Raw genomic sequence first — 13573 nt, 5'->3', positions numbered from 1 at the left:
CCCGGCGCGTCGCGATCGCTCGTGAGATGATCGCGCATTACAATGCGCAGGACGCCGACGCCTATGTCGCGTTGATGACCGAGGATGCCTGCGAAGCGGGCTATCGCGGCGCCGTCCTGCGCGACGGGCGCGAGGGCGTGCGTTCGGGGCTGAAGGCGATGTTCGCGCAGTTCCCGCAGAACCGCGCCGAGATCCTCGCCGACCAGGCGTTCGGCGAGACCGTGCTGCTGCATGAAAAGGTCGAACGCACGCCGGGCGGCGAGGCGTTCGAGGTCATGTCCATCTATTCCTTCGAGAACGACAAGGTGTCGCGCGTGGAGTTCATTCGCTAATGGCCGACGCAGCCATCATTCCCGACGAGGCCGAAGTCCGCGCCCGCTGGGGCAATTTCGCCTGGACGGACGAGAACCAGAAGAAGGCGAACGAGATTCTCGCGCGCTATCCCAAGGGTCGCGAACAGTCCTGTTCGATCCCGTTCCTCGATCTGGCCCAGCGCCAGGTGGGGGCGGAGACGCAGACGCAGGGCTGGTTGCCCGTGCCGGTGATCGAGTTCGTCGCGCGCCAACTGGGCGTCGCCTATATGCGCATCTATGAGGTCGCGACCTTCTACACGATGTTCAACCTGGCGCCGGTCGGCCGCTATCACGTCCAGGTGTGCGGCACGACGCCGTGCATGCTGCGCGGGTCGGACGACGTGCTGGCGGCGTGCAAGAACAAGGGGCTGATCAAGGGCAAGACCACGCCCGACGGCCTGTTCACGCTGACCGAGGTCGAGTGCATGGGCAATTGCGCCTCCGCGCCGATGGTCCAGATCAACGACGACAATTACGAGGATCTGGATTACGACCGCACGGTCACGATCCTGGAAGCGCTGGCACGCGGCGAGAGCCCCAAGACCGGCACGCAGGAGCCGGGTCGCCACACGGTCGAGCCGCTGGGCGGTCCGACCACGCTGACCGCCATGGTCGGCGACAATCACGACTATCGCGGGGAGTGGGGCGCATAATGCTCGCTGACAAGGACCGCATTTTCACCAATCTCTACGGCTATCAGCCGTGGAACGTCGACGCGGCGATGAAGCGCGGCGATTGGGACAATACCAAGGCGCTGCTGGAGCTGGGCCAGGACAAGATCATCGACGTCATCAAGGCGTCGGGTCTGCGCGGGCGCGGCGGTGCGGGCTTCCCGACCGGCATGAAGTGGAGCTTCATGCCCAAGGAACCGCGCCCCGATCGGCCGAGCTTCCTGGTCATCAACGCCGACGAATCCGAGCCGGGTTCGTGCAAGGACCGCGAGATCATCCGCCACGATCCGCACAAGCTGATCGAAGGCGCGCTGGTCGCGGGCTTCGCGATGCGCGCGCGGGCGGCCTATATCTATATCCGCGGCGAATATATCCGCGAGGCCGAGACGCTGTTCGCAGCCGTGGCCGAGGCCTATGACCGGGGCTTCCTGGGCAAGAATGCCTGTGGCTCGGGCTATGACTTCGACGTCTTCGTCCATCGTGGCGCGGGCGCCTATATCTGCGGCGAAGAGACCGCGATGATCGAAAGCCTGGAGGGCAAGAAGGGCCAGCCGCGCCTCAAGCCGCCTTTCCCGGCGGGGGCTGGCCTCTATGGCTGCCCGACCACGGTCAACAATGTCGAGTCGATCGCGGTCGCGCCGACGATCCTGCGGCGCGGCGCCGAGTGGTTCTCCTCCTTCGGGCGCGAGAACAACAAGGGCACCAAGCTCTTCCAGATCTCCGGCCATGTCGACCGACCCTGCGTGGTCGAGGAAAGCATGTCGATCACGTTTCGCGAACTGATCGAGCGGCATTGCGGCGGCATTCGCGGCGGCTGGGACAATCTGCTCGCGGTGATCCCGGGCGGCTCGTCGGTGCCGCTGGTGCCCGCCGCCGAGATCATGGACGCGCCGATGGACTTCGACGGCCTGAAGGCGGTCGGATCGGGTCTCGGCACGGCGGCCGTGATCGTGATGGACAAGTCGACCGACATCGTCCGCGCGATCAGCCGTCTGTCCTATTTCTACAAGCATGAGAGCTGCGGCCAGTGCACGCCGTGCCGTGAAGGCACCGGCTGGATGTGGCGCGTGATGGAACGGATGCGCACCGGCGATGCGGATGTGTCCGAGATCGACACGCTGTTCCAGGTGACGAAGCAGGTCGAAGGCCACACCATCTGCGCGCTCGGTGACGCGGCGGCCTGGCCGATCCAGGGCCTGATCCGCCACTTCCGCCCGGAGATGGAACGCCGCATTCGCGAACGCAAAGGCGAGACGGGCGGCAACGCCCCGATGATGGAAGCTGCCGAATAATGCCTAAGGTCAAAGTCGACGGCGTCGAGATCGAGGTGCCCCAGGGCGCCACCGTGCTGCAGGCCTGCGAGCTTGCGGGCAAGGAAATCCCGCGCTTCTGCTATCATGAGCGGCTGTCCATCGCGGGCAATTGCCGCATGTGCCTGGTCGAGGTGAAGCCTGGGCCCCCCAAGCCGCAGGCGTCGTGTGCGCTTCCGGCGGCGGAGAATCAGGAAATCTTCACCACCACCCCCATGGTGAAGGCCGCGCGCGAAGGCGTGATGGAATTCCTGCTGATCAATCACCCGCTGGACTGCCCGATCTGCGATCAGGGCGGCGAGTGCGACCTGCAGGACCAGTCCATGGCCTATGGCAAGGGCCATAGCCGCTATGACGAGAACAAGCGGGCCGTCACCGAGAAGTATATGGGTCCGATCGTCAAGACGGTCATGACCCGCTGCATCCAGTGCACCCGCTGCGTCCGCTTCGCCGAAGAGGTCGCGGGCGTGGAGGAAATCGGCGCGATCTATCGCGGCGAGAACATGCAGATCACCTCCTATCTCGAACAGGCGGTGTCGAGCGAGCTGTCGGGCAATGTCGTCGACCTGTGCCCGGTGGGCGCGCTGACGTCCAAGCCCTATGCGTTCGAGGCGCGTCCCTGGGAGCTGAAGAAGACGCTCGCCATCGACGTGATGGACGCGGTCGGCACCAATATCCGCCTCGACAGCCGTGGTCGTCAGGTGCTGCGCTGCGTGCCGCGCATCAACGACGAAGTGAACGAGGAGTGGGCGAGCGACAAGACGCGTCACGCGATCGACGGCCTGGTCCGTCGTCGTCTCGACCGTCCGTTCATCCGCCGCGACGGCAAGCTGGTGCCCGCGACCTGGGACGAGGCCTTTGCCGCGATCCGTGACGTGAACGCCGGTTCGAGCGTTGCCGCCATCGCGGGCGATCAGGTCGATTGCGAGACGATGTTCGCCGCCAAGGCGCTGCTGGCCAAGATGGGTTCGAGCCTGCTCGAAGGCCGTCAGACCGGCATGGATTACGACACGTCGAGCCTGGCCGCGGTCAACTTCAACACGACCATCGCGGGCGTCGAGCGCGCCGATGCGATCCTGCTGATCGGCACCAATCTGCGCTGGGAAGCGCCGCTGGTGAACACCCGTATCCGCAAGGCGATCAAGAAGGGCGCCAAGGTCTTCGCAATCGGTCCCGAAACCGACCTGACCTACAAGGTCGAGTGGCTGGGCGCCGACCTGTCGGTGCTGGGCAACCTGCCCGAGGCGGTGACCGAGCTGTTCGGCAAGGCCGCGCGTCCGATGGTCATCCTCGGTGGCGGTGCGATCAAGGGCGCGCATGGCGCGAGCCTGAAGCTGGTCGACCAGTTCAATCTGGTGCGGACGCTGGAGGACGGCTCGGCCTGGAACGGCTATAATGTCGTCCACATGGCGGCCGCGCGCATGGGCGGGCTGATGCTCGGCTATGCGCAGAAGGGCGGTATCGCTGACGTGGTCGCGGCCGCGCCGAAGCTCGCCTTCTTCCTGGGCGCCGACGAGGTCGACTTCGCCAAGTTCGGCAGCAGCTTCAAGGTGTTCGTCGGCCATCATGGCGACAAGGGTGCGCATCACGCCGATGTCATCCTGCCGGGCGCGACCTATGCCGAAAAGTCGGGCACCTGGGTCAACCTCGAAGGCCGGGTGCAGCGCGGCGAGCGCGCGGTGTTCGCACCGGGCGACGCGCGCGACGACTGGACGATCTTCCGTGCGCTGTCCGAGGTTCTGGGCCAGACCCTGAAGTTCGACACGCTGGACGAACTCCGCGCCGCCATGGCCGCCGAGGTTCCCGCGCTGGGCCAGGTCGGTCTCGTCACCTTCGACTGGGCCGCGCCGTCGCTGAACGCGACCGCGAGCGGAACGATCGAGGGCTATCCGATCAAGGACTTCTACCTCACCAACGCGATCTGCCGCGCCAGCCCGACGATGCAGCGCTGCTCGGCCGAACTGGTCCATGGTGAGAGCTATGCGGAGGCAGCGGAGTGACCGCGTTTTTCAACACGACGCTCGGCCTTCCTTATGGCTGGGCCTGGACGATCGCGACCTTGGTCGGGATTCTGGCGATCGCGCTGCCGCTGATGCTGGCGGTCGCGATGGTCATCTATGTCGACCGCAAGATCTGGGCGGCAATGGCGCTGCGCCGTGGTCCGAACGTGGTCGGCCCCTTCGGTCTGCTCCAGTCCTTCGCCGACGGTCTGAAGGTCTTCCTTCAGGAAACCATCGTTCCGGCCGCCGCCAATCGCGGGCTGTTCCTGCTGGCGCCGATCATCACCTTCACGGTCGCGCTGATCGTCTGGGCGGTGGTGCCGTTCCAGCCGGGCGTGGTCGTCGCCAACATCAATGTCGGCCTGCTCTATGTCCTCGCCGCCTCGTCGCTGGGCGTGTACGGCGTGATCCTGTCGGGCTGGGCATCGAACTCGAAATATCCCTTCTACTCGGCGCTTCGTGCGGCCGCGCAGATGGTGTCCTATGAAGTCGCGATCGGCTTCATCCTGATTTCGGTCGTGATGTGGTCGGGCAGCTTCAACCTGACGGACATCGTCGAGGCGCAGAAGAGCGTGCTGGGAATTCCGGTCAACGGCTTCTTCCTCAACCCGCTACTGTTCCCGATGGCGGTGATGTTCTTCATCTCGGCACTGGCCGAGACGCAGCGCGCGCCGTTCGATCTGACCGAAGCGGAGTCGGAGCTCGTCGCGGGCTACCAGACCGAATATAGCTCGATGTCGTTCGCGCTGTTCTGGCTGGGGGAATATGCCAACGTCATCCTGATGTGCGCGCTGAACGCGATCCTGTTCTGGGGTGGCTATCTGCCGCCGCTCGACTGGGCGCCGCTTTATGCCGTGCCGGGCATCGTCTGGCTGCTGTTGAAGATGTGCTTCTTCTTCTTCGTCTTTTCGTGGGTGAAGGCGACCGTACCGCGCTATCGGTACGACCAGCTGATGCGGCTGGGCTGGAAGGTGTTCCTGCCGGTGTCGCTGTTCTGGGTATTCTTGGTGTCTGGCGTGCTGATGTATGCGCGCGTGGGAGTTCCGGCATGAGCGTCGCTCAGTACGTCAAGGCTTTTACGCTTTGGGAGTTCGTGAAGGGGCACGCGCTGACCCTTCGCTACTTCTTCAAGCCGAAGGCGACGATCAACTATCCGTTCGAGAAGAACCCCATCTCTCCGCGCTTCCGGGGCGAGCACGCGCTGCGTCGCTACCCCAATGGCGAGGAGCGGTGCATCGCGTGCAAGCTGTGCGAGGCGATCTGCCCCGCCCAGGCGATCACGATCGAGGCGGAACCCCGCGACGACGGCAGCCGCCGCACGACGCGCTACGACATCGACATGACCAAGTGCATCTATTGCGGGCTGTGCCAGGAGGCCTGCCCGGTCGATGCGATCGTCGAGGGTCCGAACTTCGAATTTTCGACCGAGACCCGCGAAGAGCTGATCTACGACAAGTCGAAGTTGCTCGATAACGGTGACCGCTGGGAAAGCGCGATCGCGGCGAACCTTGCCGCCGATGCGCCGTACCGTTAAAGCCCGCGACCAACGGTTCGGGGCGGACAGAAAAGGGGCCTGACAGGCAGTGATACAGGCTATCGCCTTCTATATTTTCGCGACCATGGTGATCGTGTCCGCAGGGTTCACGATCGCGTCGCGCAATCCGGTGCACTCGGTCATGTGGCTGATCCTGGCGTTCTTCAACGCCGCGGGCCTCATGGTGCTGTGCGGGGCCGAGTTCATCGCGATGCTGCTCGTCATCGTCTATGTGGGCGCGGTCGCGGTGTTGTTCCTCTTCGTCGTCATGATGCTCGATATCGAGGTCGCGGCGATGCGGGCGGGCTTTGCGCGCTATCTGCCGCTGGGCCTGGCACTCGCCGTCGCCCTGCTGGCCGAGGTCATCATCGCCTTCCAGGCCTGGAGCGTCGGCGGCGTGCAGCTGGCGGCCCGTGCGGCCCCGATCGCGCCCGAGGTGTCCAACATCCAGGCGATCGGCAACCTGCTGTACACGCGTTACCTGTTCATCTTCGAAGGGGCGGGCCTGGTCCTGCTCGTCGCGATGATCGGCGCGATCGTACTCACGCATCGCAAGCGCGGCGGCGTCCGTCCGCAGAACATCGCCAAGCAGAATGCGCGTCAGCCGCATGAGGCGATCCGCAACATCAATCAGCCCATCGGGCAGGGGGTGGAACTGTGACGATCGGTCTCGTCCATTATCTGGTCGTCGCAGCGATCCTGTTCACCATGGGGGTGCTGGGTATCTTCCTCAACCGGAAGAACCTGATCGTCATCCTCATGGCGATCGAACTCATCCTGCTCGCCGTGAACCTGAACCTCGTCGCCTTCTCGGCCGCGCTTCAGGATCTGGTGGGACAGGTCTTCGCCATGTTCGTGCTAACCGTGGCCGCCGGTGAATCGGCGATCGGTCTGGCGATCCTGGTCATCTATTTCCGTGGCCGCGGCACCATCGCGGTCGACGACGTCAACCGGATGAAGGGGTAATCGGGTTGATCCTCGCTATCGTCTTCCTGCCGTTGCTGGCCGCCGCCATTGCGGGGTTCGGCAACAAGGCCATCGGGAACGTGCCCGCCAAGGTCGTCACGACCGGCGCGCTGTTCATTTCCTGTGCGCTGTCCTGGCCGATCTTCATCGGCTATCTGTCGGGCGCCAATGTCGCGACGGTCACGCCGGTTCTCCACTGGATCACCAGCGGCGACATGTCGGTCGACTGGGCGCTGCGCGTCGACTCGCTGACCGCGATCATGCTGGTGGTCATCACCAGCGTCTCGGCGCTCGTCCACCTCTATAGCTGGGGCTATATGAGCGAGGAGCCGGATCAGCCGCGCTTCTTCGCCTATCTCTGCCTCTTCACTTTCGCGATGCTGATGCTCGTGACGGCGGACAATCTGGTCCAGATGTTCTTCGGCTGGGAAGGCGTGGGTCTCGCGTCCTACCTGCTGATCGGCTTCTGGTTCCGTAAGCCCTCGGCCAATGCGGCCGCGATCAAGGCGTTCGTCGTCAACCGCGTCGGCGACCTGGGCTTCATGCTCGGCATCTTCGGCACCTTCCTGGTGTTCAAGACGGTGTCGATCCCGGAAATCCTGGCGGCCGCGCCGACCATGGCGGGGTCGACCATCGGGTTCCTCGGCTATCGCTTCGACACGATGACCGTGCTCTGCCTGCTGCTGTTCGTCGGTGCGATGGGCAAGTCGGCGCAGCTGGGTCTCCACACCTGGCTGCCGGACGCGATGGAAGGCCCGACCCCGGTGTCGGCGCTGATCCACGCGGCGACCATGGTGACCGCGGGCGTGTTCATGGTGTGCCGCCTGTCGCCGATGTTCGAGACGTCGCCGACCGCACTGGGCGTGATCACCGTGATCGGCGCCTGCACCTGCTTCTTCGCCGCGACCGTTGGCACGGTGCAGACCGACATCAAGCGCGTCATCGCCTATTCGACCTGTTCGCAGCTCGGCTATATGTTCTTCGCGGCCGGCGTCGGCGCGTACGGCGCGGCGATGTTCCACCTGTTCACGCACGCCTTCTTCAAGGCGCTGCTGTTCCTGGGTGCGGGCTCGGTGATCCATGCGATGCATCACGAGCAGGACATGCGCTATTATGGTGGCCTGCGCCGCCACATCCCGCTCACCTTCTGGGCGATGATGATGGGCACGCTGGCGATCACCGGCGTCGGTATCCCGGCTCTGTTCGGCAATCCGATGGCGTTCGGTTTCGCGGGTTTCCACTCGAAGGACGCGATCATCGAGGTCGCCTATGCAGGTGGTTCGGGCTTCGCCTTCTGGGCGGGCGTGATCGCCGCGCTGCTGACCAGCTTCTATTCGTGGCGCCTCATGTTCCTGACCTTCTGGGGCAAGCCGCGCTGGACCGGGTCGGAGCATATCCAGCACGCGATCCATGACGCGCATGGCCATGGCCATGACGATCATGCGCACGGGGCGGCTCATGATGCGCACCACAATGACGCGCATTCGGAAGATGCCGGTCACGAGCCGCACGTCCACAGTGCGGGCCATGCCGATATGCCCGAGGGCACCGGCGGCTATCACCCGCATGAAAGCCCGCTGGTCATGCTGATCCCGCTGATCGTCCTGTCGATCGGCGCGATCGCGGCGGGCTTCGTCTTCCACGGCTGGTTCATCGAGCCGGAGGCGGGCGAGACCTATTGGAAGGGCGCGATCGCCTTCAACGAGCACCTGATGCACTCGATGCACGGCGTGCCGGTGTGGGTGAAGCTGTCGGCGACGGTGGTGATGCTGCTCGGTCTGCTGACCGCGTATCTGACCTATATCCGTGCGCCGGAATTCCCGGCCAAGTTTGCGGACCAGTTCCGCATCCTGTACCGCTTCCTCCTCAACAAATGGTATTTCGACGAGATCTACCATTTCCTCTTCGTGCGCCCCGCTTTCGCGATCGGCCGGTTCCTGTGGCACCGTGGCGACGAGAAGACGATCGACCGCTTCGGCCCCAACGGCGTTGCCTGGCTTATCCAGCAAGGCAGCAAGGGTGCGGCGCGCTTCCAGACGGGATACCTTTACAGCTATGCGTTCGTCATGTTGATCGGCCTGACCGCGGCCGTCACCTGGGCCATTTTGGGTTGATCGCGTGATGCAGGGCTTCCCGATCCTCTCCGTCATGCTGGCGGTCCCGGCTGTTGCCGCGATCGCCTGCCTCTTCCTCAACGCGCAGGGCGCGCGGATGCTGGCGCTGGCCGCCACGCTGGTCGACTTCGTCCTGGGCATCGTGCTCTGGACGCAGTTCGACGTGGGCGGCGCGCAGTGGCAATTCGTCGAACATGCCCCCGGCATCTTCGGCCCGTTCGGCTGGTCGCTCGGCATCGACGGTTTCGCGCTACTGCTGATCATGCTCAGCGTGTTCCTCATGCCGATCTGCATCGGCGCCAGCTGGCGCGCGATCGACAAGCGCGTTCCCGAATATATGGGGCTGTTCCTGTTCACCGAGGTGCTGATGATCGGCACTTTCGCAGCGCAGGACCTGTTCCTCTTCTACGTCTTCTTCGAAGCCGGCCTGATCCCGATGTATCTGATCATCGGCATCTGGGGCGGGGCGAACCGCATCTACGCGTCGTACAAGTTCTTCCTGTACACGCTGCTCGGCTCGCTGCTGATGTTCGTCGCGATGCTCTATATGGCGCGCACGGCGGGCACGACCTCGATCCCGGCGCTTCTCGCCTATGACTTCCCGGCCTCGGTCCAGACCTGGTTGTGGGTCGCCTTCTTCGCGTCGTTCGCGGTCAAGATGCCGATGTGGCCAGTCCACACCTGGCTTCCCGACGCGCACGTCCAGGCGCCGACGGCGGGTTCGGTCATCCTGGCGGGCGTCCTGCTGAAGCTGGGTGGCTATGGCTTCCTGCGCTTCCTGCTGCCGATGTTCCCGGAGGCGAGCGGACAGCTGACCTGGCTGATCTTCGCGCTGTCGGCGGTGGCGGTGATCTATGCCTCGCTGGTCGCGCTGGTGCAGTCCGACATGAAGAAGCTGATCGCCTATTCGTCGGTCGCGCACATGGCGATCGTGACCATCGGCCTCTATGCCTTCAACCAGCAGGGTATCGAGGGCGCGATGATCATGATGCTCAGCCATGGTCTGGTGTCGGGCGCGCTCTTCCTGTGCGTCGGCGTCATCTATGACCGGCTGCACACCCGTGAGATCGCGCGCTATGGCGGGCTGTCGATCAACATGCCGAAATACGCCGTGTTCTTCCTGTTCTTCACCATGGCGTCGATCGGTCTGCCGGGCACCAGCGGCTTCGTCGCCGAGTTCCTGTCGCTGATGGGCACCTATCAGGTGTCGACCTGGACCGCGCTGCTCTGCACCACGGGCATCATCCTGGGTGCGGCGTATATGCTCTATCTCTACCGGCGGATCGCTTATGGCGAGATCAAGTCGGACGAGGTGGCGGCGATGCCCGACATGTCGGCGCGCGAGCTCTGGCTGCTGGCCCCAATCGCGGCGGTGACTTTGTGGATGGGCGTCTATCCGGAAAGCTTCCTGGCGCCGATGCGCAAGGACGTGACGATCCTGCTCCAGCGGATCGACCGGGCCAACCCCGGTTCGGACAGCCGCCCCACCGCCGGTAACCCGGCGCTGGCCACCACCCATGCCCCTGAGCACCAAGCTGCGCACGGGGAGGCGCACTGATGAGCTATTCGTTGAACCTCTTGATGGTCCTGCCCGAGCTGGTGCTGACCCTCGGCGCGATCGCGCTGATGCTCGTCGCCGCCTGGGGCGGAACCGCCTCGACGCGCGGGATCTCCATTGCGGCGGTGTTCGTGCTGGCGGGGGCGATGGTCGCGCTCGCCGGTCCGGCGACCACGGGCGGGCTGGCCTTTGGCGGCCTGTACCGGGCGGATGCCTTTGCCGGTTTCGCCAAGGTGCTGATCTATCTGGCGACCGCAGTGGCGATCATCATGGCGCCGCGCTTCTTCGCCCGCTCGCCGGGTGAGGATCTGCGTCCCGAATATCCGATCCTGATGCTGCTCTCGGCGGTCGGCATGGGCATGATGGTGTCGGCGGGCGACCTGCTGACGCTCTATGTCGGTCTGGAACTGCAGAGCCTGTCGGCCTATGTGCTGGCCAGCTTCATGCGGCGCGATGGCCGCTCGGCCGAAGCGGGCCTGAAATATTTCGTGCTGGGCGCGCTGGCGTCAGGCATCCTGCTTTACGGCATCTCGCTGGTCTATGGCTTCACCGGCTCGACCGACTTCGCGCAGATCGCGGGTGCTTATGGTCGTGACGCGGCGATGGGCACGCGCTCGCTGGGCCTGATGTTCGGCCTGGTGTTCGTGTTTGCGGGCCTTGCGTTCAAGATGTCGGCGGTGCCGTTCCACATGTGGACCCCGGACGTCTATGAGGGCGCGCCGACCCCGGTGACCGCCTTCTTCGCCTCGGCCCCCAAGGTCGCGGCGATGGCGCTGGCGATCCGCGTCGCGGTCGAGGCCATGGGCTCGGCGGTGCAGCAGTGGCAGCAGATCGTGACCTTCGCCGCACTGGCGTCGATCATTCTCGGCGCCGTGGCGGCGATCGGGCAGACCAACATCAAGCGGCTGCTGGCCTATTCGTCGATCAACAATGTCGGCTTCGCGCTGATCGGTCTGGCGGCCGGCACGGCGCAGGGCGTCGCGGCGGTGCTGACCTATCTGACCATCTACGTCATCATGACGCTGGGTGCGTTCCTGATCGTCATCCGCATGCGCGACGAGCAGGGCAATCCGATGGAGTCGATCGCCAGCCTGTCGGGGCTGTCCCGCACGCGTCCGGCGCTCGCCTGGGCGATGGCCTTCTTCATGTTCTCGGTCGCGGGCATCCCGCCGCTGCTCGGCTTCTATGCCAAGTTCGCGGTGTTCAACGCGGCGGTCGCGGCGGGGCTGTTCCCGCTGGCGGTGATCGGTGTCGTCGCCTCGGTGATCGGTGCCTATTATTATCTCCGCATCGTCAAGACGATGTTCTTCGACGAGCCCGTCGGGGCCTGGGACAATAGCGATGCGCAGCCGGTCGAGAATGGCCTGATCGCGCTGTCGGCGCTGTTCGTCTCGCCGGTCGGCTATCTGCTGATCCCGGTACTGGGCGCCTGGTCGCTCGCGGCGGCGCGGGCTCTGTTCTGAGCCGAGTGCTGCACGTCCCGGAAACGGGATCGACCAATGCCGATCTTCGCCAGCTTGCGGAGGCGGGCGGCGAAGACGGTCTTTGGCTCCGCGCCGACCGCCAGACGGCGGGGCGCGGACGCCAGGGGCGGGACTGGTCCTCGCCCATCGGCAATTATTACGGATCGACGCTGGTGCGGTTGCAGCCGGGCGATCCGAGCCCCGCGACGCTGGCGCTGGTCGCCGCGGTGGCGATCGAAGAGGCGGTGCGATCCTGCCTCCCCGCGATCGAAGACCGGCTTCGCCTCAAATGGCCCAACGACCTGCTGATCGACGGCGCCAAGCTGTCCGGCATATTGCTGGAGCGGGTGGGGGATGCGGTCATTATCGGCATCGGCATCAACCTGGCCTCCGCGCCCGACCTGCCCGACCGGGCGACGACCTCGCTGGCGGCACAGGGCGTAGCGGTCAGCGTGGCGTCGATGCAGGACCGGCTGTCCGAGGCCATGTCCTGCTGGGTCGAGGCGTGGCGGACCTGGGGTCTGTCCGCCGTGACCGCGCGCTGGGAATCGCGGGCGCATCCGCGTGGCACGCCCTTGAATGCCCGCTTGCCCGACGGACAGAGCCTCGACGGCGTCTTCGACGGACTGGCGGGGGACGGGGCTTTACGGCTCGGCTTGGCGGATGGCTCGGTGCATGTCATCCATGCCGGTGACATTTTCCTGATCTGAAGGACCCCCATGCTGCTTGCGATCGATGCCGGGAACACGAATGTGGTCTTCGCGCTGCTCGAAGGGCGGACGATCAAGGGCCGGTGGCGGATCGCGACCGATCCGCGTCGGACCGGCGACGAATATGCGGTCTGGATCAACCAGTTGCTCGCACTGGAAGGCTATGCGCGCGAGGATGTGACCGGGGTCATCATCGCGACCGTGGTGCCGCGCGCGCTCCACAATCTGGAAGTGCTGGCGCAGAAATATTTCAAGGTCGACCCGCTGATCGCCGGTCGCGGCGCCGCCGAATGGGGCATAGAGATCGACGTCAACGAGCCCGCCTCGCTGGGCGCGGACCGCGCGGTGAACACCATTGCGGCGCACGCACTCTATCCCGGCGATCTGATCACCATCGATTTCGGCACCGCGACGACCTTCGACATCAGCGACTATCAGGGCGCCTATAAGGGCGGGATCATCGCGCCGGGCATCAACCTGTCGCTCGACGCGCTCGTCACCGCCGCCGCCAAGCTGCCGCGCATCGCGATCGAGGCGCCGGAAAGCCGCAATGTCATCGGCCGCAACACGGTCGACCAGATGCATATCGGCATCTTCTGGGGCTATGTCGCGATGATCGAGGGACTGGTCGCGCGCCTGAAGGCGCAGGTTGGGCGGCCGGTCAAGGTGCTGGCAACCGGCGGTCTCGCCGCGCTGCTGAGCCCGCATACCGACGTATTCGATCATATCGAACCCGATCTGACCATTCAGGGGCTGGCGATCCTGTGGGAACGCGCCCATATTCGGTAATAAGAGTTTCGGATCGTGCAGCCCGCGAGATGCCGCAGGGCGCATGGTTCGTGAAGAGATGACCGCGCCCTGACCGGCGCATCCCTATCGCCCCGGACCCGCTTT

Annotated in this window: 13 protein-coding genes; all 13 read left to right on the top strand. The window is 64.9% G+C overall.

Translation table 11 applies throughout. The features are described from left to right. The first annotated feature begins 26 nt into the window (after positions 1-26). From QE385_RS05150 to QE385_RS05090, 13 genes are read left to right on the top strand one after another with little or no spacing between them, the layout of a single operon-like run. Positions 27-332 carry a nuclear transport factor 2 family protein gene (locus QE385_RS05150; RefSeq protein WP_307104568.1) on the top strand — a complete coding sequence of 102 codons (306 nt, stop codon included), beginning with the start codon at positions 27-29 and terminating at the stop codon, positions 330-332. Next, positions 332-1006, top strand: a complete 675-nt coding sequence (locus tag QE385_RS05145; protein ID WP_307099716.1) for an NAD(P)H-dependent oxidoreductase subunit E — start codon at positions 332-334, stop codon at positions 1004-1006. Before QE385_RS05150 ends, QE385_RS05145 begins: the two co-directional genes overlap by 1 nt. Beyond that, positions 1006-2316, top strand: a complete 1311-nt coding sequence (gene nuoF / locus QE385_RS05140; RefSeq protein WP_307099714.1) for an NADH-quinone oxidoreductase subunit NuoF — start codon at positions 1006-1008, stop codon at positions 2314-2316. Before QE385_RS05145 ends, nuoF begins: the two co-directional genes overlap by 1 nt. After that, positions 2316-4334, top strand: coding sequence for an NADH-quinone oxidoreductase subunit NuoG (gene nuoG, locus QE385_RS05135; protein WP_307099712.1), 2019 nt, complete (start codon positions 2316-2318; stop codon positions 4332-4334). The genes nuoF and nuoG overlap by 1 nt, the downstream gene beginning before the upstream one ends. Beyond that, positions 4331-5386: an NADH-quinone oxidoreductase subunit NuoH gene (gene nuoH, locus QE385_RS05130; RefSeq protein WP_307099710.1), complete on the top strand. Its 1056-nt coding sequence runs from the start codon at positions 4331-4333 to the stop codon at positions 5384-5386. The genes nuoG and nuoH overlap by 4 nt, the downstream gene beginning before the upstream one ends. Beyond that, on the top strand, positions 5383-5868 hold the full coding sequence (gene nuoI / locus QE385_RS05125) for an NADH-quinone oxidoreductase subunit NuoI (protein ID WP_042483186.1): 486 nt from the start codon (positions 5383-5385) through the stop codon (positions 5866-5868). Before nuoH ends, nuoI begins: the two co-directional genes overlap by 4 nt. 49 nt (positions 5869-5917) lie before the next feature. Then, a complete protein-coding gene (locus QE385_RS05120; protein WP_307099708.1) occupies positions 5918-6529 on the top strand; it encodes an NADH-quinone oxidoreductase subunit J in 612 nt (203 codons plus the stop codon). Beyond that, positions 6526-6834, top strand: a complete 309-nt coding sequence (nuoK, locus tag QE385_RS05115; protein ID WP_007404079.1) for an NADH-quinone oxidoreductase subunit NuoK — start codon at positions 6526-6528, stop codon at positions 6832-6834. Before QE385_RS05120 ends, nuoK begins: the two co-directional genes overlap by 4 nt. A 5-nt stretch (positions 6835-6839) precedes the next feature. Beyond that, on the top strand, positions 6840-8948 hold the full coding sequence (gene nuoL, locus QE385_RS05110; protein WP_373424633.1) for an NADH-quinone oxidoreductase subunit L: 2109 nt from the start codon (positions 6840-6842) through the stop codon (positions 8946-8948). 7 nt (positions 8949-8955) lie between these two features. Further along, positions 8956-10506 (top strand): NADH-quinone oxidoreductase subunit M, encoded by a 1551-nt coding sequence (locus QE385_RS05105; protein WP_307104565.1) that lies wholly within the window; start codon positions 8956-8958, stop codon positions 10504-10506. After that, positions 10506-11969, top strand: a complete 1464-nt coding sequence (gene nuoN / locus QE385_RS05100) for an NADH-quinone oxidoreductase subunit NuoN (protein WP_307099706.1) — start codon at positions 10506-10508, stop codon at positions 11967-11969. The genes QE385_RS05105 and nuoN overlap by 1 nt, the downstream gene beginning before the upstream one ends. A gap of 5 nt (positions 11970-11974) precedes the next feature. Further along, positions 11975-12679, top strand: coding sequence for a biotin--[acetyl-CoA-carboxylase] ligase (locus QE385_RS05095; RefSeq protein ID WP_307099704.1), 705 nt, complete (start codon positions 11975-11977; stop codon positions 12677-12679). Positions 12680-12688: 9 nt separating this feature from the next. Continuing rightward, positions 12689-13468, top strand: a complete 780-nt coding sequence (locus tag QE385_RS05090) for a type III pantothenate kinase (RefSeq protein WP_307099702.1) — start codon at positions 12689-12691, stop codon at positions 13466-13468. The last annotated feature ends 105 nt before the right edge of the window (positions 13469-13573 follow it).

It is taken from the genome of Sphingomonas sp. SORGH_AS_0950, assembly GCF_030818415.1.
Classification (GTDB): domain Bacteria; phylum Pseudomonadota; class Alphaproteobacteria; order Sphingomonadales; family Sphingomonadaceae; genus Sphingomonas.
Note: the sequence above shows the minus strand (reverse complement) of the source record. Positions and strands in the feature narration are given on the sequence as shown.